At 71.4% G+C, this 21,226-nt stretch carries 20 protein-coding genes and 2 tRNA genes; 12 read left to right on the forward strand and 10 right to left on the reverse strand.

Going from position 1 to position 21,226, the window contains the following annotated elements; all coding sequences use genetic code 11:
• Positions 1 to 11 precede the first annotated feature (11 nt).
• Positions 12 to 767, forward strand: a complete 756-nt coding sequence (locus B100_RS0110465; RefSeq protein WP_024884385.1) for an AIM24 family protein — start codon at positions 12 to 14, stop codon at positions 765 to 767.
• Positions 768 to 824: 57 nt separating this feature from the next.
• On the opposite strand, the gene B100_RS0110470 is transcribed toward B100_RS0110465, so the two are convergent.
• On the reverse strand, positions 825 to 1,352 hold the full coding sequence (locus B100_RS0110470; protein WP_024884386.1) for an NUDIX hydrolase: 528 nt from the start codon (positions 1,350 to 1,352) through the stop codon (positions 825 to 827).
• Complete coding sequence (locus B100_RS0110475; protein ID WP_024884387.1) at positions 1,349 to 2,833, reverse strand: zinc-dependent metalloprotease; 1,485 nt, start codon at positions 2,831 to 2,833, stop codon at positions 1,349 to 1,351. The genes B100_RS0110470 and B100_RS0110475 overlap by 4 nt, the downstream gene beginning before the upstream one ends.
• Positions 2,834 to 3,025: 192 nt before the next feature.
• Here B100_RS0110475 and B100_RS0110480 point away from each other — a divergent pair, with 192 nt between their 5' ends.
• The 4 genes from B100_RS0110480 (at position 3,026) to B100_RS0110490 (ending at position 6,194) form a co-directional block, all read left to right on the forward strand.
• Positions 3,026 to 4,138 (forward strand): SDR family oxidoreductase, encoded by a 1,113-nt coding sequence (locus B100_RS0110480; protein ID WP_024884388.1) that lies wholly within the window; start codon positions 3,026 to 3,028, stop codon positions 4,136 to 4,138.
• A 124-nt stretch (positions 4,139 to 4,262) separates the two neighbouring features.
• Positions 4,263 to 4,721, forward strand: coding sequence for a molybdopterin synthase catalytic subunit (locus B100_RS0110485; protein ID WP_024884389.1), 459 nt, complete (start codon positions 4,263 to 4,265; stop codon positions 4,719 to 4,721).
• Between the two features lie 115 nt (positions 4,722 to 4,836).
• Positions 4,837 to 5,001 carry a hypothetical protein gene (locus tag B100_RS37230; protein WP_199785232.1) on the forward strand — a complete coding sequence of 55 codons (165 nt, stop codon included), beginning with the start codon at positions 4,837 to 4,839 and terminating at the stop codon, positions 4,999 to 5,001.
• A 98-nt stretch (positions 5,002 to 5,099) separates the two neighbouring features.
• A complete protein-coding gene (locus tag B100_RS0110490) occupies positions 5,100 to 6,194 on the forward strand; it encodes a YlbL family protein (protein WP_024884390.1) in 1,095 nt (364 codons plus the stop codon).
• A 9-nt stretch (positions 6,195 to 6,203) separates the two neighbouring features.
• Here the strand turns inward: B100_RS0110490 and B100_RS0110495 are convergent, their stop codons facing one another.
• Positions 6,204 to 6,746: a PPA1309 family protein gene (locus B100_RS0110495; protein ID WP_024884391.1), complete on the reverse strand. Its 543-nt coding sequence runs from the start codon at positions 6,744 to 6,746 to the stop codon at positions 6,204 to 6,206.
• 164 nt (positions 6,747 to 6,910) lie between these two features.
• Between B100_RS0110495 and B100_RS0110500 the strand changes: the two genes are divergently transcribed.
• From B100_RS0110500 to B100_RS0110515, 4 genes are all read left to right on the forward strand, one after another.
• Positions 6,911 to 9,862 (forward strand): UPF0182 family membrane protein, encoded by a 2,952-nt coding sequence (locus B100_RS0110500; protein WP_486585622.1) that lies wholly within the window; start codon positions 6,911 to 6,913, stop codon positions 9,860 to 9,862.
• Between the two features lie 56 nt (positions 9,863 to 9,918).
• Positions 9,919 to 9,992, forward strand: a tRNA-Met gene (locus B100_RS0110505).
• 220 nt (positions 9,993 to 10,212) lie between these two features.
• A complete protein-coding gene (locus B100_RS0110510) occupies positions 10,213 to 12,030 on the forward strand; it encodes a tetratricopeptide repeat protein (protein WP_199785233.1) in 1,818 nt (605 codons plus the stop codon).
• Positions 12,031 to 12,242: 212 nt separating this feature from the next.
• Positions 12,243 to 12,316 (forward strand) — tRNA-Met (locus B100_RS0110515).
• Positions 12,317 to 12,451: 135 nt separating this feature from the next.
• Here the strand turns inward: B100_RS0110515 and B100_RS0110520 are convergent.
• Positions 12,452 to 12,868 (reverse strand): Fur family transcriptional regulator, encoded by a 417-nt coding sequence (locus tag B100_RS0110520; protein ID WP_024884394.1) that lies wholly within the window; start codon positions 12,866 to 12,868, stop codon positions 12,452 to 12,454.
• A 143-nt stretch (positions 12,869 to 13,011) separates the two neighbouring features.
• Here B100_RS0110520 and B100_RS0110525 point away from each other — a divergent pair, with 143 nt between their 5' ends.
• Entirely contained in the window at positions 13,012 to 14,463 is a 1,452-nt protein-coding gene (locus B100_RS0110525) for a catalase (RefSeq protein ID WP_024884395.1), read from the forward strand.
• Positions 14,464 to 14,535: 72 nt separating this feature from the next.
• Here the strand turns inward: B100_RS0110525 and B100_RS0110530 are convergent, their stop codons facing one another.
• Both B100_RS0110530 and hisN read right to left on the reverse strand, forming a co-directional pair.
• Entirely contained in the window at positions 14,536 to 14,937 is a 402-nt protein-coding gene (locus tag B100_RS0110530) for a CBS domain-containing protein (RefSeq protein WP_024884396.1), read from the reverse strand.
• Positions 14,938 to 15,107: 170 nt separating this feature from the next.
• Positions 15,108 to 15,908 carry a histidinol-phosphatase gene (gene hisN / locus B100_RS0110535; protein WP_024884397.1) on the reverse strand — a complete coding sequence of 267 codons (801 nt, stop codon included), beginning with the start codon at positions 15,906 to 15,908 and terminating at the stop codon, positions 15,108 to 15,110.
• A gap of 124 nt (positions 15,909 to 16,032) precedes the next feature.
• On the opposite strand from hisN, the gene B100_RS0110540 reads away from it, so the two are divergent.
• Complete coding sequence (locus B100_RS0110540; RefSeq protein WP_024884398.1) at positions 16,033 to 16,644, forward strand: TetR/AcrR family transcriptional regulator; 612 nt, start codon at positions 16,033 to 16,035, stop codon at positions 16,642 to 16,644.
• Between the two features lie 40 nt (positions 16,645 to 16,684).
• On the opposite strand, the gene B100_RS0110545 is transcribed toward B100_RS0110540, so the two are convergent.
• The 4 genes from B100_RS0110545 to B100_RS0110560 all read right to left on the reverse strand — a co-directional run bounded on the left by B100_RS0110545 (position 16,685) and on the right by B100_RS0110560 (position 20,350).
• On the reverse strand, positions 16,685 to 17,008 hold the full coding sequence (locus tag B100_RS0110545) for a DMT family transporter (RefSeq protein ID WP_024884399.1): 324 nt from the start codon (positions 17,006 to 17,008) through the stop codon (positions 16,685 to 16,687).
• A 110-nt stretch (positions 17,009 to 17,118) separates the two neighbouring features.
• Positions 17,119 to 18,129 carry a ribosome small subunit-dependent GTPase A gene (gene rsgA / locus B100_RS0110550; RefSeq protein WP_024884400.1) on the reverse strand — a complete coding sequence of 337 codons (1,011 nt, stop codon included), beginning with the start codon at positions 18,127 to 18,129 and terminating at the stop codon, positions 17,119 to 17,121.
• Positions 18,130 to 18,138: 9 nt separating this feature from the next.
• A complete protein-coding gene (gene aroA / locus B100_RS0110555) occupies positions 18,139 to 19,455 on the reverse strand; it encodes a 3-phosphoshikimate 1-carboxyvinyltransferase (protein ID WP_024884401.1) in 1,317 nt (438 codons plus the stop codon).
• Positions 19,456 to 19,618: 163 nt separating this feature from the next.
• Positions 19,619 to 20,350, reverse strand: coding sequence for a M50 family metallopeptidase (locus tag B100_RS0110560; RefSeq protein WP_024884402.1), 732 nt, complete (start codon positions 20,348 to 20,350; stop codon positions 19,619 to 19,621).
• A gap of 60 nt (positions 20,351 to 20,410) precedes the next feature.
• Here B100_RS0110560 and B100_RS0110565 point away from each other — a divergent pair, with 60 nt between their 5' ends.
• The gene (locus B100_RS0110565) at positions 20,411 to 21,226 is read left to right on the forward strand and encodes an SOS response-associated peptidase (protein ID WP_024884403.1); all 816 of its coding nucleotides are present in this window, start codon (positions 20,411 to 20,413) and stop codon (positions 21,224 to 21,226) included.

Consider the following 21,226-nt stretch of genomic DNA (forward strand, 5'->3'; position numbering starts at 1 on the left):
GCAACCACACCATGCAGAGCCCAATTTTCGCCTACAACGACCAGCAGACCCAGGAGCGCTGGAGTCTGCAGAACCAGCAGATGCTGCGGGTCGGCCTCGAGGGCCACGACGACGTCCTCGCCCGCAAGGGCACCATGGTCGCCTACCAGGGACTCGTCGAGTTCGACGCCGAGTTCCAGGGCAACAGCGCCGCCCGCGCGCGAGCGCACACGGGTGAGGGCCTTGACCTGATGCGCTGCCACGGGCAGGGCACCGTCTACCTCGCCAACCTCGCCCAGCGTGTCCACATCATGGACGTGGACCAGGACGGCCTGACCGTCGACAGCAGTTACGTCCTGGCGATGGACTCCTCGCTGCACCACGAGGTCATCGCCGTCGACAGCCTGTACGGCATCTCGGGTTCCGGGAAGTACCAGCTCAACATCACCGGCCGCGGCAAGGTCGCGCTGATGACCTCGGGCATGCCGCTGCTGCTCCAGGTGACGCCGGACAAGTACGTCAACTGCGACGCCGACGCCATCGTCGCCTGGTCCACGTCACTGCGGGTGCAGATGCAGGCCCAGACGCACTCCTCCGGGGTGTGGCGCCGCCGCGGCAACACCGGCGAGGGCTGGGAGCTCAGCTTCATGGGCAACGGGTTCGCGTTGGTCCAGCCGAGTGAACTGCTGCCTCCGCAGAACGCCCAGATCGGCGGCGGCCTCGCCGCGCAGTACGGCATGGGCCAGCAGGGCGCCCGCGGCCAGAACCAGGGCAACGTCTGGAGCTGAGAGCCCCGGACACACGAGAAGGGCCGCGCCCAGGGAGGGGGCGGCCCTTCGTCCGTGTCAGGCCCCGAGTCTCGCGCGGGTCGCGTCGAGCAGCCGTACGACCGAGTCGTCCGCCACGGACGGCACCTCGTCGTACGGGAACCAGCGCACGTCGAGGGACTCGTCGCTGACCGCGTGGACGGCGTCCGGGGCGGCCAGGGCCGCGTACTGGACGTCGAAGTGGCAGTGGCAGGGCGGCGGGATGGGATGCCGGTCGAGCCGCACGGGACCGCCCGCGAGGAGCGTCAGCCCCGTCACGCCGGACTCCTCGGTCGCCTCCCGCAGGGCCGCCGCGGCCAGCGTGGCGTCGCCGGGCTCGCAGTGGCCGCCCATCTGCAGCCACATCCGCAGCTTGCGGTGCAGGGTCAGCAGGACCCGGCCGCGCTCAGGGTCGACCACCAGGGCGCTCGCCGTGACGTGACCCGCCCCGCACGCCTTCCACAGGCCGTCCGGATGCGCGGCGAGGTGCTCCAGGTAGGCGTCCCGCAGTTCGGGCTGGTCCTCGTACGCCTTGAGGACCAGCACCGCGTCGTCGTACAGGCTCACTCGGTGTCGTCGCCCTTGCTCTCGTCGCCCTTTCCGCCCTCGTCGCTCTGGTCCGTGGCGTCCGCGTCCGTGGCGTCTTCCGCGTCCTTCTTGCGCAGGTCGGGCTTGCCGGCGGCCTCACCGAGCATCTTGTCCAGCTCGGAGAAGTCGATCTGCTCCCGGTGCACGAAGCCGTCCGGGTCGTCCAGGTCGGTGGCCGTCGGCAGCATGTCCGGGTGGGCCCACAGGGCGTCCCGGCCGTCGACCCCGCGTGCGTCGGTGAGCGAGGCCCACAGGCGCGAGGCGTCGCGCAGCCGCCGCGGACGCAGCTCCAGACCGATCAGCGTGGCGAACGTCTGCTCGGCGGGACCGCCCGAGGCGCGCCGGCGGCGCAGGGTCTCCCGCAGGGCGTCCGCCGACGACAGCCGCGGCTTGGCCGCCGCGTGCACGACCGCGTCCACCCAGCCCTCGACGAGGGCCAGCGCCGTCTCCAGCCGGGCCAGGGCCGCCTTCTGCTCGGGCGTGTCCTCAGGCTGGAACATGCCCTGCTGAAGGGCCTCCTGCAGCTGCTCAGGGTTCTGCGGGTCGAACTGGCCGACCACGTCCTCCAGCTTGCCGGTGTCGACCTTGATGCCCCGGGCGTAACCGTCGACCGCGCCGAACAGATGCGACCGCAGCCACGGGACGTGCGCGAAGAGCCGCTGGTGGGCGGCCTCGCGCAGGGCGAGGTACAGCCGGACCTCCTCCTTCGGGACGCCCAGGTCCTTGCCGAAGGTCTCGATGTTCAGCGGCAGCAGCGCGGCCCGGCCGGCCGGACCCAGCGGCAGGCCGATGTCGGACGAGCCGACGACCTCACCGGCGAGCACGCCCACGGCCTGCCCGATCTGCGTGCCGAACATGGCGCCGCCCATGGAACGCATCATGCCGATCAGCGGGCCGGCCATGGCCTGCATCTCTTCCGGCAGGACGTCGCCCATGGCGTTGCCGACACGCTCGGCGACCGGGTCGACCAGCTCACGCCAGGCCGGCAGGGTCGCCTCGACCCACTCCGCGCGGCTCCAGGCCACGGCGGAGTTCGCGCCGGACGGCAGGGAGGTGGCGTCGTCCAGCCACAGGTCGGCCAGACGGACGGCGTCCTCCACGGCCTTGCGCTCGGCCGGGCCGACGCTGGCGTCCTTGGAACCCTGGGAGGTTCCCTGGGCGACCGTCTGCCGGGCGATCTGCTTGGCCATGTCCCAGTTCACCGGCCCGCCCTCGTAGGAGAGCATCTGGCCGAGCTGCTGGAACGCGGCTCCCAGGTCGCCAGGGTTCATCGACCCGAACATCGCGGCGAACGGATTGTCCGCGCCCGGGCCGCCAAAGCCGCCCGCTCCGGGCATGCCGAAGCCGAACGGGTTGGCCGGGCCCTGACCACCGCCGCTCTGCGGGTCCTTCTTCTTGCCTTCGTCGCCGTCGTCCGGCTCCTCCGGCGGAAGGCCGAATCCGAATGGGGTGTCACTCACGGGTTTCCTCGGCTTGTAGGGCCACCGGTTCTTTCCGGCGGCACGGCTGCCCGACAACACCACCCAGCGTAGACACCTGAAGCGGTTCGGGCCTCGGTGCTTCGCCGACAGAGGGCCTGCGGCAGGATGGATGCCACCTGGTACGTACGCGTCGCCCGCGCTCGTACTGAAGACAACCGCTGGAGACGCCCGGTGAGTTCCCCAGATCCGCAGGTTCGCGCAGCGCGAAACAAGTCAACCAGTCCTCCGCCCCGCGGGCCCGTCGTCGCGGTCACCGGAGCGGCTTCCGGCGTCGGCGCCCTGCTGACCGCGCGGCTCGCCGCGTCAGAGGAGGTCAAGCAGGTCGTCGCCATCGACGAGCGGCGCGGCGAGTGCGCCGAGGCCGAGTGGCACATCCTGGACGTCCGGGATCCCGCGATCGCGGACCGGCTGCGCGGGGCCGACGTGGTCGTCCACCTGGCCCTCGACCTGGACCTGGAGACCGACGCCGCCGCCCGGACGGCCTACAACGTGCGCGGCACGCAGACGGTGCTGACCGCCGCCGCGGCCGCCGGTGTGCACCGGGTGGTGCTCTGCACCTCGACCATGGTCTACGGCGCTCTGCCGGACAACGAGCTGCCGCTGGCGGAGGACGCGGAACTGCGCGCCACCGCGGAGGCCACCGGCGTCGGCGACCTCCTGGAGATCGAACGGCTGGCCCGCCGGGCGCCCCGCGCGCATCCCGGGCTCAATGTCACCGTGGTCCGCCCCGCCGTGCTGGTGGGCGGCACCGACACCGCGCTGACCAGGTACTTCGAGTCGCCCCGGCTGCTGGTGGTGGCGGGCTCGCGGCCCGCGTGGCAGTTCTGCCACGTCGACGACCTGTGCAGCGCCCTGGAGTACGCCGTGCTGGAGAAGGTCGACGGCGAGCTGGCCGTCGGCTGCGACGGCTGGCTGGAACAGGAAGAGGTCGAGGAGCTCAGCGGGATCCGCCGGATGGAGCTGCCGTCGGCGGTGGCGCTCGGCGCGGCGGCCCGGCTGCACCGCATCGGGCTCACCCCGTCCCCGGCCGGGGACCTGGCCTACACCATGTACCCCTGGGTGATCAGCGGCAGCAGGCTGCACGACGCCGGGTGGCGTCCGGCGTACACCAACGAGGAGGTGCTCGCGCAACTGCTCGACGAGGTCTCCGGGCGGCACACGGTCGCGGGCCGCCGGCTGGGCCGCAAGGACGCGACGGCCGCGGGCGCGGCGGGGGCCACGGTGGCGCTGCTCGGCGCCGCGGCGGTGGTGCGCCGGGCCCGGAAGGCGCGCCGGCGGATCTGACCCGACCGGCCCCCTCGCGGGAGCCTCCGCACCGCGCGTTCGGAGAACCCTCCGAAGCACCACGCGCGCGTACCGGGCGATCCGGCGGTTCCGCGCTGTCGGCGGGGTGGGGCACGATGGGGGCATGGCACCCGTGACGGACCACCCCGGTGAGCAGCCCGCCCAGGACCCGATCAAGCTGATCGCGATGCGCGACACCGCGCTGTCGGTGGACGAGATCCTGCGCGCGGTCGGCGACGACGCGGCCGGCGGCACGGCGCTCTTCGTGGGGACCGTGCGCAACCACGACGGCGGCGCCGACGTGGACGAGCTCGGCTACTCCTGCCATCCGAGCGCCGAGGACGAGATGCGGCGGATCGCGGAGAAGGTCGCCGCGGACTTCCCCGTGCGGGCCCTGGCCGCGGCCCACCGGGTGGGGGACCTGAGGATCGGGGACCTCGCCGTGGTCGCCGCCGTGTCGTGCGCGCACCGGGGTGAGGCGTTCGAGGCCTGCCGCCGGCTCGTCGACGACATCAAGCACGGGGTGCCCATCTGGAAGCACCAGCGTTTCTCCGACGGCACCGAGGAGTGGGTCGGCGTCTAGTACGCCCGTTCTGTGCGGTTGCGTAACCGCACCCCTGAGGTGAGCGTTGTCACTGCGGATGGTTAATCTGCTGATCAGTCAGTGTTGCGGACGCTCATGGGGTTGGGAGGTCGGCATGGCGGCGCTTGCCTGGTTGCTGATTCCGCTGGTGGCCGCGATAGGAGCGGGACTGTGGGGCAGTTGGGCCAACCGGACCCGCAAGGTACGCGGTGACGGCCCGGAACTCATCGGATATGCCCGTTTCCGGGAGGCCATGGAGAAGCCCCGCTCGGGCGGCTGAGCGAGGGAACGGCGGGTCGTGACCGGTGGCGTGGTCGGGGCCGCCCGTCCGGGCGGCCCTGACGGTGCGCTGACAGGTCCGTCCCGTACTGTCGAGGCATGCCACGCCGTACGGCGACGATGCTCGCCTCCACCCTGATGCTGATCGCGCTCCTGTGCGTGGGAGTCTTCATCCCGGTGCCCTACGCGGAGATGTCGCCGGGGCCGACGGTGAACACGCTGGGTGAGCACGACGGCGAGCCGGTGCTGCAGATCGCGGGGCACAAGACCTACCCGACGGACGGTCACCTCAACATGACCACCGTGCGGGTCACCAGCGCCGAGTACCGGATGAACCTCGTCGAGGCCGTCTACGGCTGGCTCGCGCACGACACCAAGGTCGTCCCCCACGACACCCTCTACCCGGACGGTAAGACGGAGGAGGAGTCGACCCAGGAGAACGCCGAGGAGTTCAGCCAGTCCCAGGAGAGCGCCAAGGTCGCGGCGCTGAAGGAACTCGGCGTCCCGGTGAAGTCCTGGGTGATCGTCTCGACCGTCGTCAAGGACGCGCCCGCCGAGGGCAGGCTGCACGCGGGCGACGTGATCAAGGCCGTCGACGGCAAGGCCGTGAAGGAGCCGACCGACGTCGCCGAGCTGGTGACCGAGCACCGGCCGGGCGAGGACGTGGTCTTCACGATCGTGCCGGCCAAGGAGCAGGCGGCCGCCGAGAAGGAGAAGCGGACGGCGACGCGGACCGAGAAGGTGACGATCACCACCCGCGCCTCCGACGACGCAGGCGAGAAGCGCGCCGTCGTCGGTATCTCGGCGGGTACCGACCACACCTTCCCGTTCTCCGTCGACATCAAGCTCGCCGACGTCGGCGGCCCGAGCGCCGGTCTGATGTTCGCCCTCGGCATCTACGACAAGCTCACCCCCGGCAGCTTGACCGGCGGTGAGTTCGTCGCGGGCACCGGCACGATCGACGACGACGGCAAGGTCGGGCCGATCGGCGGCATCGAGATGAAGACGGTCGGCGCGCGCAGCAAGGGCGCCGAGTACTTCCTCACGCCCGCCGAGAACTGCGCGTCCGCCGCCGAGGACACCCCCGAGGGCCTCACCCTGGTGAAGGTCGCCACCATCGACGACGCCCTGGGCGCCCTGAAGGACATCCGCGCGGGCGACACCGCCGACCTGCCGTCGTGCTCCGCGTCCTGACCGGACCGGCTACTCCTCGAACGTCGCCGTCAGGGCCTGCGCCAGACCCGGCACCAGATCGGAGCCGGTGAGCACCTCGGTGGGGGAGTCCTTCTCCCGCAGCCGCAGCGCCGACTCGCGCGCGCCGTCGCGCAGCACCGCGACCGTCATCCGCACCTCCTGCCGCTCCGGGTGCTCGGCCACCCACTTGGTGAGCGCGGCCTCGTCGAGGCCCTCGGGGACCTGGGCCTCTGCGGACGGCGGCAGCATCAGCCGCTCCACGGTGAGGGCGCAGCCGGTCACGGCGTCAGGCCAGGCGATGGTGCCGAGGAACTCGTCGAGGGGTTTGCCCGTCGGGATCTCGTCCTGCTCGATCGGGGTGAGGGCGGCGGACTCCTGCTCGCCGTCCAGGCCGAGCTTGCCCGCGAGGGAGGGCTGTTCCGCCCGAAGCCGGGCAGTGTCTACGAGTGCGAACAGGCGGGCGGGCTGGTCCCAGCCCAGTCCGGAGACGTACTCGTCGATCTCGAGTACGGCCCGGGTGAGCGGGTTCGCGGCCATGGGTGTGTTGGACATGGTCACAATCCTCTCTCGTTCCCGGCCGGAATCGGGAACCGAGTAAAGCGTGAGTAAGTTGCATAGGTGTGGGCCCACGATCACGGGGGGCCACGAACGGTCCGTGAAGACGCGGGCTCGACGAATCAACAGCGAACTTCGAGGTGCCTACCTTGGCTTTCCAGATGCCGGACCGCGGCGGAGGCCCGACGGGGCCACGGATCAGAGTGGGCCGGCCGTCCCGACGGGTCCGGACCTTGCTCATGACACTGGGCGTCCTTGCCGTCCTCGGCATGGTGTTCACCATGTTCGCGGGGTTCTGGACCGACTGGCTGTGGTACCGCTCGGTCAACTACTCGTCGGTGTTCACCACGACCCTGTGGACCAAGATCGGGCTTTTCCTCGTCTTCGGTCTGCTGATGGCCGTCGCGGTCGGCTTCAACATCTGGCTTGCACACCGCCTGCGGCCGCCGCTGAGCGCCATGTCGATGGAGCAGCAGAACCTCGACCGGTACCGCATGGGCATCGCCCCGTACAAGAAGTGGCTGCTGCTCGGCATCACCGCGCTGGTGGGCCTGATCGCGGGTGCCTCGGCGTCGAGCCAGTGGCGCACCTGGCTGATGTGGGTCAACGGCGTGTCCTTCGGGCAGAAGGACCCCCAGTTCCATCTGGACGTCTCCTTCTACGCCTTCGACCTGCCCTGGTACCGGTTCCTGCTCGGCTTCGGCTTCGCGGCCGCCATCCTGGGCCTGATCGCCGCCGCGCTCACCCACTACCTGTACGGCGGGCTGCGCATCACGAGCCCCGGCGCGCGCGCCACGGCCGCGGCCACCGGGCACCTGTCGGTGCTGCTCGGCATCTTCGTCGCGCTGAAGGCCGTCGCGTACTGGCTCGACCGGTACGGACTGGCCGTGAAGTCCAGTGACTTCAAGGCCACCGACAGTTGGACCGGCCTGCGGTACGTCGACGCCAACGCCTACCTGCCGGCCAAGACGATCCTGTTCTGCATCGCCGTGATCTGCGCGCTGCTGTTCTTCGCCACCCTGTGGCGGCGCACCTGGCAGCTGCCGGTCATCGGCTTCGGCCTGATGGTGCTGTCGGCGATCCTCATCGGTGGCCTGTACCCGGCGATCGTGCAGAAGTTCCAGGTCCAGCCCAACGAGCAGGCCAAGGAAGCGCCGTACGTCGAGAAGAACCTCGCGGCCACGCGTGAGGCCTACGGGATCGGCGACTCGCAGGTCACCGACTACCCGGGCACGGCCACCACCAAGGACCAGGCCAAGCTGCGGGACGACGTGGCGGGCGCGGCCAGCATCCGCATCATGGACCCGAACATCGTGTCCCCGACGTTCCAGCAGCTCCAGCAGATCAGGAACTACTACGCGTTCCCGACCAACCTGGACGTCGACCGCTACCCCAAGGACGGCAAGGAGCAGGACACCGTCATCGGCCTGCGCGAGCTGAACTACAACGGCATCCCGAAGCGGAACTGGATCAACGACCACTTCCGCTACACCCACGGCTACGGTGCCGTGGCCGCGGAGGGCACCAGTGCCGACTCCGGCGGGCGCCCGGCGTTCACCGAGTCCGACCTGCCGTCCAAGGGCGATCTCGGCACGTACGAGCAGCGCGTCTACTACGGCGAGCGGACGACCACGTACTCCATCGTCGGCGGTCCCCAGAAGGAGATCGACTACTCCGACGACAGCGGCGAGAAGACGTACAGCTACCAGGGCGACAGCGGCGTCAACCTCGACAACCCGGTCAACCGGGCCGCCTACGCGGTGGCGTTCAGCGAGCCGCAGATCCTCTACTCCGGTGCCATCGGCGAGGGTTCGCGGATCCTGTACAACCGCACGCCCAAGGAGCGCGTCGAGGCGATCGCGCCGTGGCTGACCATCGACGGCGACGCCTACCCGGCGGTCGTGGGCGGCCGGATCCAGTGGATCGTCGACGCCTACACGACCACCAACGGCTACCCGTACGCGTCCCGTACGACGCTGGGCGACACCACGGCCGACTCGCTGACCGCGACCAACGACCAGCGGACGGTGGTGGCCCAGCAGAACCAGGTCAACTACATCCGCAACTCGGTCAAGGCGACCGTCGACGCGTACAGCGGCGAGGTCAAGCTCTACCAGTGGGACACCCAGGACCCCGTCCTCAAGACGTGGATGAAGGCGTTCCCGGACACCGTGGAGCCGCGGAGCGAGATCTCCCGGGACCTGATGGACCACCTGCGGTACCCGCAGGACCTGTTCAAGGTCCAGCGTGAGCTGCTCACCCGCTACCACGTGAAGGACGCCAACACGTTCCTCTCCGGCAGCGAGGTCTGGCAGGTGCCGGACGACCCGACGAACAAGACGGGCGAGACGGTCCCGCCGTACTACCTGAGCATGCGGATGCCGGACCAGCAGGAACAGGTGTTCTCGCTCACCACGACGTTCACGCCGAACGGCCGTGACAACCTGAGCGCGTTCATGGCGGTCAACGCCGATCCGGGCACCGAGGACTACGGCAAGATCAGAATCCTGAAACTGCCGACCAGCACCACGGTCTCCGGACCCAAGCAGGTGCAGAGCCAGTTCAACTCCCAGCAGGACATCGCCGAGACGATCAGGCTGCTGAGAGGCGGCGACTCCGAGGTCGAGTACGGCAACCTGCTGACCGTCCCGCTCGACGGCGGACTGCTCTACGTGGAACCGGTCTACGTCCGCGGTGGCGGGCTGAAGTACCCGCTGCTGCGCAAGGTGCTGGTGACCTACGGCGGCCAGACGGCGTTCGAGGACACCCTGGAGCAGGCGCTCGACAAGGTCTTCGGCGGCGAGGGCACACCCGTCGAGCCGCCGGCCGACGAGGGCGAGGACGAAGGCACGGACGAGGGCACCACGCCCCCGCCGAGCACGGAACAGCCCTCGACGGTCCAGGAGGCCCTGAACGACGCGCAGAAGGCCTTCGAGGCCGGCCAGGAAGCCCTGAAGAACAACGACTGGGAGGCCTACGGCCGGGCGCAGAAGGACCTCGAGGACGCGCTGCGCAGGGCCGAGGAGGCGCAGCCCGGCGGGGCCGGAGGGGCCGGCGGCGCACGGAGCAGCCCGAGCGCGGACCCGGGCTCGGGTCCACGGGCGAACAGCTGACCAGGAGACCTGGTCACAGGCCCACCCCGCGCCGTGCTACGGTTGCAACACAACGGCGCGGGGTGGAGCAGCTCGGTAGCTCGCTGGGCTCATAACCCAGAGGTCGCAGGTTCAAATCCTGTCCCCGCTACTGAAGTCGCGGAAGCGACATCAAAGGCCCGGATTCCCAAGGGAATCCGGGCCTTTGTGGTGGGCGAACGCATGTGCCCGCCTCTTCGACGGCCCTGCCGCCGACGGGAGTTGAGCGATCTGTGTTTGACTTGTCTCTCTGTGGGCATGTCGACAAAACGCTGAAGTGACCTCACTGACTGCGGTATACCAGGTGTACCCAGGTTGCAGGTGGTGCGACGATGGATGGTATGGGGGACAAGGCAACTCTGTTCGAGTCAGGGCGTTTTGTGCAGTCCTCCCCCCGGGAGGAAACCCCTCGCGAGACGGGGGAAGCGGCCGACGAGGCGGCGGAGGAGCTGCGCCGCCGGCTCGCCGCCGAGGCCGGCGACGTCGAGGCGATGAGCGTCCTCGGCGCGATGCTGCTGCGCCGTGGTGACCTCGACGGTGCCGAACCCCATCTGCGTGCCGCCACCGCCGCGGGCGACCGCGCCGCCGCCAACAACCTGGGCGTCCTGCTGCATCAGCGGGGCTACCCCGACGAGGCAGCCGGATGGTGGCGGATCGCCGCCGTCGCCGGTTCCACGGCGGCGGCCCACGCGCTCGGCCGCCACCACCGCGAGCGCGGGGACGAACCCGCCGCCGAGTACTGGCTGCGTCAGTCCGCCGAGCAGGGCCACACCCTCGGCGCGTACGCCCTCGCCGACCTCCTGGAGCACCGGGGCGACGCGGAGGGCAGCGAGCGCTGGATGCGGGCCGCCGCGGAGCGCGGACACCGGGAGGGCGCCTACCGGCTCGCCCGGGCCCTGGACCGCCGGGCCACGCGCGAGTCCGCCGACGCCGGGGCCGTGCTGGTCGAGGAGGCCGAGCAGTGGTACCGGCAGGCCGCCGCACGCGGCCACCGCCGGGCCGCCCTGCACCTGGGCACGATCCTGGAGAACCGCGGCGAGCTGAAGGAGGCCGGGCGCTGGTACCTGACCTCCGCCAAGGACGGCGAGCCGCGCGCCGCGTGCGCGCTGGGCTTCCTGCTGCGCGACGCCGGGGACACCGAGAACGCCGCCGTGTGGTGGCTGCGGGCGGCGCAGGACGGCGACGGCAACGCCGCCAACGCGCTGGGCGCGCTGCACGCGGAGCGGGGCGAGACGCAGACCGCCGAGCGGTGGTACCGGGCCGCCATGGACGCCGGCGACATCAACGGCGCCTACAACCTCGGGCTGCTCTGCGCCGACCAGGGGCGCACCACCCAGGCCGAGCAGTGGTACCGCCGTGCCGCCTACGCCGGTCACCGCGAGGCGGCGAACGCGCTGGCGATCCTGCTGCTGCGCGCCGGGGACGAGACCGGCGCGGAGCCGTGGTTCTCCAAGGCCGCGGAGGCCGGCAGCGTCGACGCCGCCTTCAACCTCGGCATCCTGCACGCCGGGCGGGGCGAGGAGCGGGCCGCGCTGCGCTGGTACGAGCGGGCGGCGGGTGCCGGGCACACCGAGGCGGCGCTCCAGGTCGGCATGGCGCGGCTGCGGGACGGCGAGGAGGGCGAGGCCGAGCGGTTCCTGCGGTGCGCGGCGGGCGGCGGCAGCGCGGAGGCGGCGTACCGGCTGGCGACGGTGCTGGACGCCCGCCGGCCGCCGGAGCCCGCGCACGAGCTGGGGGAGCCGGTGCACCGGCGCAGCGAGTGCGAGGAGTGGTACGAGCGGGCGGCCACCCAGGGGCACCGGCGTGCCCAGGTGCGGGTCGGCATGCTGGCCGCGGCGCGCGGGGACGTCGTCGAGGCGGCCCGGTGGTACCGGGAGGCCGCGGAGGCGGGCTCGCGCAACGGCGCCTTCAATCTGGGGCTGCTGCTGGCCCGGGAGGGGAGCGAGCCGGAGGCGGCGGTGTGGTGGACGCGGGCGGCGGACGCGGGGCACGGGCGTGCGGCGCTGCGGCTGGCTCTGGTGTACGCCCGCCGTGGCGAACTGGCGGAGGGGCAGCGGTGGGCGGACCGGGCGGCTGAGCTGGGGCCTCAGGCGGTCAAGGAACGGGCGACGCGGTTGCGGGACGCGCTTCGGGAGGAGCTGTCCGCCTAGCGCGGGCGGTTTCGGGGGCTCCGCCCCCTTGACCCCCTTCGCGCAGTTCCCCGCCCCTGTGGGGCGCCGTCCCGGGCCCTTCGCGCGGTTCCCCGCACCCCTGGAGGACTGAGCTGCCGGCCCCCTTACGCATAGGCCCGCGCCCCATGGGTGCTCCCTCAGGTAATGGATTTGCTTCTGTCGGGCACCTTGACGTAGGTTTGAGACATCGCCGCGGGGTGGAGCAGCTCGGTAGCTCGCTGGGCTCATAACCCAGAGGTCGCAGGTTCAAATCCTGTCCCCGCTACTGAAGGCCGAGGGCCGGAATCCGAAAGGGTTCCGGCCCTCGGTCGTATGCGTACGACAGCGGAGCGCTCGGCGCGAGCCCGACGAAAAGCCCCGGCACCCTCAGGGGGCCGAGGCTTCGTGCGTCGGGTGCGGGCTAGGCCGCCGCGCAGTTCGGGCAGAGACCGCGGTACGTCACCTCGACGTCGGACACCGTGAAACCGAACCGCTCCGTGGCGGGGAGGTCGGCCAGCGGGTTGCCGGTCGGGTGGACGTCGCGGATCGCTCCGCACCGCGCGCACACCAGGTGGTGATGGGGGCGGTGCGCGTTCGGGTCGTAGCGCTTGGCCCGCTTGTCCGTGGCGACCTCCAACACCTCGCCGAGCGAGACCAGTTCGCCCAGGGTGTTGTAGACGGTCGCCCGGGAGATCTCGGGCAGCTTGGCGACAGCTCTGGCGTGCACCTCGTCGGCCGTCAGGTGGACGTGTTCGCCGTCGAGGACCTCGGCCACCACACGGCGCTGCGCGGTCATCCGCCAACCACGTCCGCGAAGCCGTTCCAGAAGGTCACTCATAGGCACCAGCCTAACAGCAGGGGGGAGTCGAACCCCGAACGGGTGTGACTTTGGAGCTTTACTTGACTTAGACAATGTCCATTGTAGGATCGAGCTCGGCTTTAGCCAAGGCACAAGTTGCAGTAATGACGCAGGAGGCGCACGTGACGCAGGGACCGCTTACGACGGAGGCCGGAGCTCCGGTCGCCGACAACCAGAACAGCGAGACCGCGGGCGTCGGCGGCCCGGTCCTCGTCCAGGACCAGCTCCTGCTCGAGAAGCTGGCCCACTTCAACCGTGAGCGCATCCCGGAGCGCGTGGTGCACGCCCGCGGCGCCGGCGCGTACGGCACCTTCAAGGTGACCGCCGACGTCACGAAGTACACCCGGGCCGCGTTCCTGTCCGAGGTGGGCAAGGAGACCGAGGTCTTCCTGCGCTTCTCGACCGTGGCGGGCAACCTGGGTGCCGCCGACGCCGTGCGTGACCCGCGCGGTTTCGCGCTGAAGTTCTACACCGAGGAGGGCAACTACGACCTCGTCGGCAACAACACCCCGGTGTTCTTCATCCGGGACGCCATCAAGTTCCCCGACTTCATCCACACCCAGAAGCGCGACCCGTACACCGGCTCGCAGGAGGCGGACAACGTCTTCGACTTCTGGGGTCTGTCGCCCGAGTCCACGCACCAGGTGACCTGGCTGTTCGGTGACCGCGGCATCCCGGCGTCCTACCGCCACATGGACGGCTTCGGCTCGCACACCTACCAGTGGAACAACGAGGCCGGCGAGGCCTTCTGGGTCAAGTACCACTTCAAGACGGACCAGGGCATCAAGAACCTGACCGCCGAGGAGGCCGAGGTCCTCGCGGGCAAGGACCCCGACTCCCACCAGCGCGACCTGCGCGAGGCCATCGAGCGGGGCGAGTTCCCGTCCTGGACCGTGTCCGTCCAGATCATGCCGGTGGCCGAGGCGGCGACCTACCGCTTCAACCCGTTCGACCTGACCAAGGTCTGGCCGCACGCGGACTACCCGCTGATCGAGTTCGGCAAGCTGGAGCTCAACCGCAACCCGGAGAACGTCTTCGCCGAGGTCGAGCAGTCGATCTTCAGCCCCGCCCACTTCGTGCCGGGCATCGGTCCCTCCCCGGACAAGATGCTCCAGGGCCGTCTCTTCGCGTACGGCGACGCCCACCGCTACCGCGTCGGCATCAACGCCGACCACCTGCCGGTGAACCGCCCGCACGCCACCGAGGCGCGCACCCACTCCCGTGACGGCTACCTGTACGACGGCCGTCACAAGGGCGCGAAGAACTACGAGCCGAACAGCTTCGGCGGCCCGTTCCAGACGGACCGCGCGCTGTGGCAGCCCGTCGCCCTCAACGGGGTCACCGGCGAGACGGTCACGCCCGTCCACGCCGAGGACAACGACTTCGTCCAGGCGGGCAACCTGTACCGGCTGATGACCGAGGACGAGAAGGAGCGCCTGGTCAACAACCTGGCGAACGCCATCTCGGGTGTGACACGCGACGACATCGCAGAGCGCGCGATCAATAACTTCCGTCAGGCGGACGAGGACTTCGGCAAGCGGCTGGAGGCCGCGGTGCAGGCCCTGCGCGGCTGATTTCCAGCGCTGGACCGCTTGTCGATCGACGGGCCGGACTCCCTTCGGGGGTCCGGCCCGTTCCGCGTGCGGTCAGGCCGGCACCTGCTGGGCCGGCTGCCGCGCCGGTGCCCAGAGCCGGATGATGTCCCGGACCGAGACGATGCCCGCGGGCTCACCCCGGTCGAGGACGATCAGATGACGGAAGCCTCCGTGGGCCATGGCGCCCGCCGCCTCCTCGACGGTCCAGGAGGGGGCGGCGAAGACGACGTCGGTGGTGGTGTGGGCGTGGGCGCGTTCGGCGTCCGGATCCTGGCCGAGGCCGACGGAGTTGAGGACGTCCCGTTCGGTGAGGATGCCGATGCCGATGCCGTCGGGATCGAGGACCACGGCCGCGCCCACCCGGCGCGCGGACATCAGGGCGGCGGCCTGGCGGAGCGTGTGGGCGGGGCCGATGGTCAGAACCACGGTGCTCATGGCGTCACGGACGAGCATGGATGGAGCCACCTCCTACCGGAAAACACGAGGTCACGGGCCAGGTGGCCCGCTCGTTCGTGAATTCACAAGTTCACAAGTGGGGGAACTCTCAGAGTGGCAGGCAAAGCGGGGGTCAACAAGAGGGCGCACGCGGCCGGTCGGGAGCGCGTGCGCGATCTCCGGCCTGCTCAGTAGCGCTGGTTGAGATACCCCAGCAGCTCGTCGTGCAGCAGGCCGTTCGACGCGGCGGCGTTGCCGCTGTGCGGGCCCGGGCGGCCGTCGAGCCCGGTGAAGGTGCCGCCGGCCTCCGTCACCACGATCGCCGTGGCCGCCATGTCCCACAGCGACAGCTCCGGCTCCGCGCACAGGTCGACCGACCCCTCGGCGACCATCATGTACGGCCAGAAGTCGCCGTACGCGCGCGTGCGCCATACCTCGCGGGTGAGGTCGAGGAAGCCGTCCAGCCGTCCCTGCTCCTCCCAGCCGGTGAGCGAGGAGTACGCGAAGGAGGCGTCGGAGATGCGGGACACCTGGGAGACCCGCAGCCGGGTGGCCGACGACAGGCTGCGCCCGGCGTAGGCGCCGTGCCCCTTCGCCGCCCACCAGCGGCGGCCCAGGGCGGGGGCGGAGACGACGCCCACGACCGGCTGGAACCCGCCCTCGCCGGCCTCCATCAGGGAGATCAGCGTGGCCCACACGGGGACGCCCCGCACGTAGTTCTTGGTGCCGTCGATCGGGTCGATCACCCAGCGCCGCGGTCCGGTGCCCTCGACGCCGTACTCCTCGCCCAGGACCGCGTCCCTCGGGCGGGCGCGCTTGAGGTGGCCGCGGATGAGCTCCTCGGCGGCCTTGTCCGCCTCGCTCACCGGCGTCATGTCGGGTTTGGTCTCCACCTTGAGGTCGAGAGCCTTGAACCGGTCCATGGTCGCGGCGTCGGCGGCGTCCGCGAGGACATGGGCGAGACGCAGGTCGTCGAGGTAGTCGGGCATGCCCCGAACGGTATCGGCCGAGATCGGTTCCGGGCCACCGGGGGCCGGTTCCGCGACCCCTTGACAGTGCCCGACGGCGCGTCAAATCTAACCGCAGGGTCGGCCGCTCGCCCCGAGGGAGGCGATGATGCCCGCAGCGCGGGAATCTCTGCTGGACGCCGCGTACACCGCCCTGGCCCGTCGGCCGTGGGCCGCGGTGCGGATGGTGGACGTGGCCGCCGCGGCCGGGGTCTCCCGCCAGACGCTCTACAACGAGTTCGGCAGCAAGGGCGGCCTCGCCCGCGCCCTGGTGCGCCGGGAGGCCGACGGCTACCTGGCCGGCGTCGACCGCGCCCTCACCGCCCACACCGACCCGCGCGACCGGCTCACCGCGACCGCAGAGTGGACCACGGCGAGCGCCCGCGGGAACGCCCTGGTGCGCGCCATGCTCACCGGCTGCTGGAGCGAACGCCTGCCCGCGCCGGCCCTCGCGGCCGTGCCGTCCGGGTCCGCCCTGCCCGCGCAGCGCCGCGCCGACGGGCCCCTGCCCTCACCCGCCGACCTCGTCCACCTGGTCCGCGACCGGGCCGTCGCCGTGCTCGCGGGGCCCGGGTACGCGCGGGGCGACACCGCCGACCTGGCGCGGTCCTGCGAGCTCGTGATCCGCCTCGCGCTGTCCTGCGTCGTCGCGCCCCCGCCGGACGACGGGGTCGCCGAGTTGGTCCGGGCCGCCCTGCACCGCCACCCGGTGCCGTAAGAGGCCCTGCGGACGAATCATGCCAAAACAGGGGCACCGCTCAGTGCGCGGAGCCCGAGAGCTGCAGTCCGATCACACCGAGGATCACCAGGCTGATCGAGACGATCTTCAGCGTCGACACCAGGTCGTCGAGGAACACCATCCCGTAGATGGCCGTCCCCGCCGCCCCGATACCCGTCCACACCGCGTACGCCGGTCCCACGTCCAGCTTCTTCAGTGCCAGGGTCAGCAGTCCGAAGCTGCCGAGCGCGAACGCGCAGAAGGCGATGGTGGGCCAGAGCCGGGTGAAGCCGTGCGACAGCTTCAGACACACGGCGAAACCGGTCTCGAGCAACCCGGCGACGATGACCAGCAGCCACGCCATGTGAAGTCCTCCCGCATTCCCCGCGTACAGTGACCGCTTCGTCAGGTTCGTGTCCGGCTCGGTGCGATTATGCACTTACCGGCGGCGGGGCAGGGCAAACCCGGCGGAGGTCATTCCCCGTCGGCGTGGTGCCGCGAGGCGAGCAGCCGTCGCAGCGAGTACAGCCGGGCCGGGTCCGCGTGACCCTCCTCCACCCAGGCGTCCAGTGCGCAGTCCGGCTCGTCGTGGCTGCACGCGCGCGGACAGCCCTCCGTGCCCGGCTCCAGGTCGGGGAAGGCGTGGATCACCCGTGACGGGTCGACGTGCGCCAGCCCGAAGGACCGCACGCCCGGGGTGTCGATCACCCAGCCGTCGTCACCCGCGAGCGGCAGCGCCAGCGCGGACGTGGTGGTGTGCCGGCCGCGTCCGGTCACCGCGTTGACGTGCCCGGTGATCCGCCGCCGGTCCTCCGGGACGAGCGCGTTCACCAGGGTCGTCTTGCCGACGCCGGAATGCCCCACGAACGCCGTGATCCGCCCGTCGAGCTGCTCGCGCACCCGCTCCACCGCCTCGCCGCTCTCCAGCTCCGCGCGGCTGGTGACGACGTACGGGATGTCGAGCGCGCCGTACAGCTCCAGCAGCTTGTCCGGGGGCGCGAGGTCGGACTTGGTGAGGACCAGCAGCGGCTCGAGTCCGCCGTCGAAGGCGGCGACCAGGCAGCGGTCGATCAGCCGCGGCCGGGGCTCGGGGTCGGCGAGGGCGGTGACCACCGCGAGCTGGTCGGCGTTGGCCACGACCACCCGCTCGTAGGGATCGTCGTCGTCGGCGGTACGGCGCAGCACCGACGAGCGCTCCTCGATCCGCACGATCCTGGCGAGGGTGTCCTTCTTGCCGGACAGGTCGCCGACGATGGCGACCCGGTCGCCCACCACGGCCGCCTTGCGGCCCAGTTCGCGGGCCTTCATCGCGGTGATGACCCGGTCCTCGACCAGGCACGTCAGCCGGCCCCGGTCGACCGTGAGGACCATGCCCTCGGCGGCGTCCTCGTGCTTGGGCCGGATGTGGGTGCGCGGCCGGTTGCCCTTGCGGTTGGGGCGGGAGCGGATGTCGTCCTCGTCGGTGTGCTTGCCGTAGCGGCGCATGGTGTACCCCTACGCCCCGAGCATCCCGGTCCACAGCTCGGGGAAGTCCGGAAGGGTCTTCGCCGTGGTCGCCACGTTCTCGATCTGCACTCCCTCGACCGCCAGGCCGATGATCGCACCGGCGGTGGCCATGCGGTGGTCCTCGTAGGTGTGGAAGACGCCGCCGTGCAGCCGCCGCGGGCGGATGTGCAGGCCGTCGGCCGTCTCGGTGACGTCGCCGCCCAGCTCGTTGATCTCCTTGGTGAGCGCGGCCAGCCGGTCCGTCTCGTGCAGCCGCAGATGGGCCACGCCCCGCAGGGTCGAGGGGGAGTCCGCGAGGGCCGCGACGGCCGCGACGCCAGGCGTCAGCTCGCCGACCTCGCCGAGGTCCACGTCGATGCCGTGCACCGCGCCGGAGCCGGTGAAGACCAGCCCGTACTCGGTCAGCTCGCAGGAGCCGCCCATCTCGGTGAAGATCTCCCGCAGCCGGTCACCGGGCTGGGTGGTCCGCGCGGGCCAGTCGGGGATCACCACCTTGCCGCCGGTGACCAGCGCGGCCGCGAGGAACGGCTGCGCGTTGGACAGGTCCGGCTCGACGGTCAGGTCCCGGCCCAGCAGGGCACCCGGCGTGACCCGCCAGACGTTCGGCTCACCGCCCGCCTCGGGGGTGTCGACCTGGGCGCCCACCGTGCGGAGCATGTCGACGGTCATCCGGATGTGTGGCATCGACGGCAGCGTCGCGCCCGTGTGCCGGACCTCCACGCCCTGGTTGAAGCGCGGCGCCGACAGCAGCAGCGCGCTGACGAACTGCGAGGACGAGGAGGCGTCGACCTCCACGGTCCCGCCCTCCAGCGCGCCCCCGCCGTGCACCGTCATCGGCAGCGCGCCGCGGTCGTCGTCGTCGATCCGGGCGCCGAGCGTGCGCAGCGCGTCGATGACGCCGTTCAGGGGACGCTCGTGCGAGCGCGGGTCGCCGTCGAAGCGGACGGGGCCGTCGGCCAGGGTGGCCACCGGCGGCAGGAACCGCATCACCGTGCCCGCGTTGCCCACGTCCACGGTGGCCGGGCCGTGCAGGCCGGCCGGGACGACCCGCCAGGCCTCGCCGGTCCCGTCGGGCCCGACCCCCTCCTCGATCTCCACACCCATGGCCCGCAGCGCGTCCGCCATCAGCAGCGTGTCGCGCGAGCGCAGCGGGCGGCGCAGCCAGCCCGGCTCGGAGGCGAGGGCGGCGAGGACCAGGGCGCGGTTCGTGACCGACTTGGACCCGGGCACGTGGACCGTCGCGTCGACGGCTCCGCTCGCGTGCGGGGCGGGCCAGAGGGCGGTGTGCGTGGGATTCGGGGCCATGGGGCCACTTTATAAGGAGGTAAGGAGACAGGCCGCGCCGTGCCCGCCACCCGGAACACGCCCCGCCCACCGGCCCCCGCCACCGACCGGACCGCCCACCGACCGCCCACACGCGGCCCCGCCCACCCGTCCGGCCCCGGGCGCCGGCCTGTGGCGTCCTTGGTCACAGGCCCAGGAGCCAGCGGCCTCCGCCCAGGAGTGCGGAGAGGGACACCGCGTGGAACAGGAACAGCCACAGGCCCGCCGGTACGTGTGTCAGCCGGGACAGCTGGTCCGCGTCCGAGTCGCCGGCGCCGCCGTGGGCCCGCTTGGACTGGAGCTCGAACGCGGGGCGTACGCCGCCGAGCAGCAGGAACCACACCACCGCGTACGCGAACGCCGCCTGCACCTGGGGGCCCGTCAGCCAGGACACCAGGACGAACGTGGCCCCGGTGACCAGCACCGACACCGCCCCGTAGGCGTTGCGGATCATCACCAGCACCGCCAGCAGCAGCACCGTGGCCAGCCACAGCAGCAGCGTGATGCGGCCGGCGCCGAGCAGCGCGGCCCCGCCGAGGCCCAGCAGCGGGGGAGCGGTGTAGCCGGCGGCGGCCGTGAGGATCATGCCGATGCCCGTCGGCTTGCCCCGGCTCACGGTCAGGCCGCTGGTGTCCGAGTGCAGGCGTATCCCGGTCAGCGTGCGGCCGGTGAGCAGTGCCACCAGGCCGTGGCCGCCCTCGTGGGCGATGGTGACGGCGTTGCGGGCCAGCCGCCAGGGCGCCTGCGGCACGACCACGGCAGCGGCGGCCACCAGCGTCACGACGATCACCCACAGGTCCGGATCGGGCTGGGTGCCCGAGACCTCGTCCCACAGGGAGCCGAGGGACATCAAGGACACGGACGCGGTGCTGACCATGCTTGCCATGTGTTTCGGATCGCTCCCTCTGCGCGTTCGGAGTCTGGCAGTGTTGCACGTATGTGCGGACGGTATGCAGCGAGTCGGAGGCCCGAGGATCTCGCCGGGATCTTCGAGATCGAGAACTGGGAGCCCGAGGAGACCCTGGAGGCGGACTACAACGTGGCGCCGACCAAGGAGGTCTACGCCGTCCTCGACCGTGCCGTGAAGGACGCCGAGGACCCGCGCCCGGTTCGGCAGCTGCGCAAGCTGAAGTGGGGACTGGTGCCGTCCTGGTCCAAGACCCCCGAGGGCGGCGCCCGGATGATCAACGCCCGCGCGGAGACCGTGCACGAGAAGCCGTCCTACCGCCGCGCCTTCTCCTCCCGCCGCTGCATCCTGCCCGCCGACGGCTACTACGAGTGGGTCACCGGCAAGCAGGAGCGGGACCTGGAGGTCGAGGGAAAGAAGAAGCGGCCCCGCAAGCAGCCGTACTTCGTGACGCCGGCCGACGGCTCGGTGTTCGCCATGGCCGGACTGTACGAGTTCTGGCGGGACGGCACGCTGCCCGACGACCACCCCCAGGCCTGGTGGGTGACCTGCTCCGTGATCACCACCGAGGCGGAGACGAGCCCGCTGGCCGTGGCCCCGGCGGACGGCCCGCACGCCCTCGCCGAGATCCACCCGCGGATGCCGCTGATGCTCACCCCGGACCGCTGGGACGCCTGGCTCGACCCGGCCAGGACCGACCCCGACGACCTGCGCGCGCTGCTGGCCCCGCCGCCGCCCGGACTGATGCGCGCCTACCCGGTCGGCACCGCCGTCAGCAACGTCCGCAACAACGGACCGGAGCTGCTGAAGGAGCTGGCCGCGCCCGAAGAGGGCACACTCTTCTGA

Source organism: Streptomyces sp. CNH189 (assembly GCF_000527195.1).

What these genes read in the sequence shown, in the direction of transcription:
- B100_RS0110465 (WP_024884385.1), top strand. Translation starts at nt 12, where the DNA reads ATGCAGAGCCCAATTTTCGCCTACAACGACCAGCAGACCCAGGAGCGC.
- B100_RS0110485 (WP_024884389.1), top strand. Translation starts at nt 4,263, where the DNA reads ATGGCACCCGTGACGGACCACCCCGGTGAGCAGCCCGCCCAGGACCCG.
- B100_RS37230 (WP_199785232.1), top strand. Translation starts at nt 4,837, where the DNA reads ATGGCGGCGCTTGCCTGGTTGCTGATTCCGCTGGTGGCCGCGATAGGA.
- B100_RS0110490 (WP_024884390.1), top strand. Translation starts at nt 5,100, where the DNA reads ATGCCACGCCGTACGGCGACGATGCTCGCCTCCACCCTGATGCTGATC.
- B100_RS0110495 (WP_024884391.1), bottom strand. Translation starts at nt 6,746, where the DNA reads ATGTCCAACACACCCATGGCCGCGAACCCGCTCACCCGGGCCGTACTC.
- B100_RS0110500 (WP_486585622.1), top strand. Translation starts at nt 6,911, where the DNA reads ATGCCGGACCGCGGCGGAGGCCCGACGGGGCCACGGATCAGAGTGGGC.
- B100_RS0110510 (WP_199785233.1), top strand. Translation starts at nt 10,213, where the DNA reads ATGGATGGTATGGGGGACAAGGCAACTCTGTTCGAGTCAGGGCGTTTT.
- B100_RS0110520 (WP_024884394.1), bottom strand. Translation starts at nt 12,868, where the DNA reads ATGAGTGACCTTCTGGAACGGCTTCGCGGACGTGGTTGGCGGATGACC.
- B100_RS0110530 (WP_024884396.1), bottom strand. Translation starts at nt 14,937, where the DNA reads ATGCTCGTCCGTGACGCCATGAGCACCGTGGTTCTGACCATCGGCCCC.
- hisN (WP_024884397.1), bottom strand. Translation starts at nt 15,908, where the DNA reads ATGCCCGACTACCTCGACGACCTGCGTCTCGCCCATGTCCTCGCGGAC.
- B100_RS0110540 (WP_024884398.1), top strand. Translation starts at nt 16,033, where the DNA reads ATGATGCCCGCAGCGCGGGAATCTCTGCTGGACGCCGCGTACACCGCC.
- B100_RS0110545 (WP_024884399.1), bottom strand. Translation starts at nt 17,008, where the DNA reads ATGGCGTGGCTGCTGGTCATCGTCGCCGGGTTGCTCGAGACCGGTTTC.
- rsgA (WP_024884400.1), bottom strand. Translation starts at nt 18,129, where the DNA reads ATGCGCCGCTACGGCAAGCACACCGACGAGGACGACATCCGCTCCCGC.
- aroA (WP_024884401.1), bottom strand. Translation starts at nt 19,455, where the DNA reads ATGGCCCCGAATCCCACGCACACCGCCCTCTGGCCCGCCCCGCACGCG.
- B100_RS0110560 (WP_024884402.1), bottom strand. Translation starts at nt 20,350, where the DNA reads ATGGTCAGCACCGCGTCCGTGTCCTTGATGTCCCTCGGCTCCCTGTGG.
- B100_RS0110565 (WP_024884403.1), top strand. Translation starts at nt 20,411, where the DNA reads ATGTGCGGACGGTATGCAGCGAGTCGGAGGCCCGAGGATCTCGCCGGG.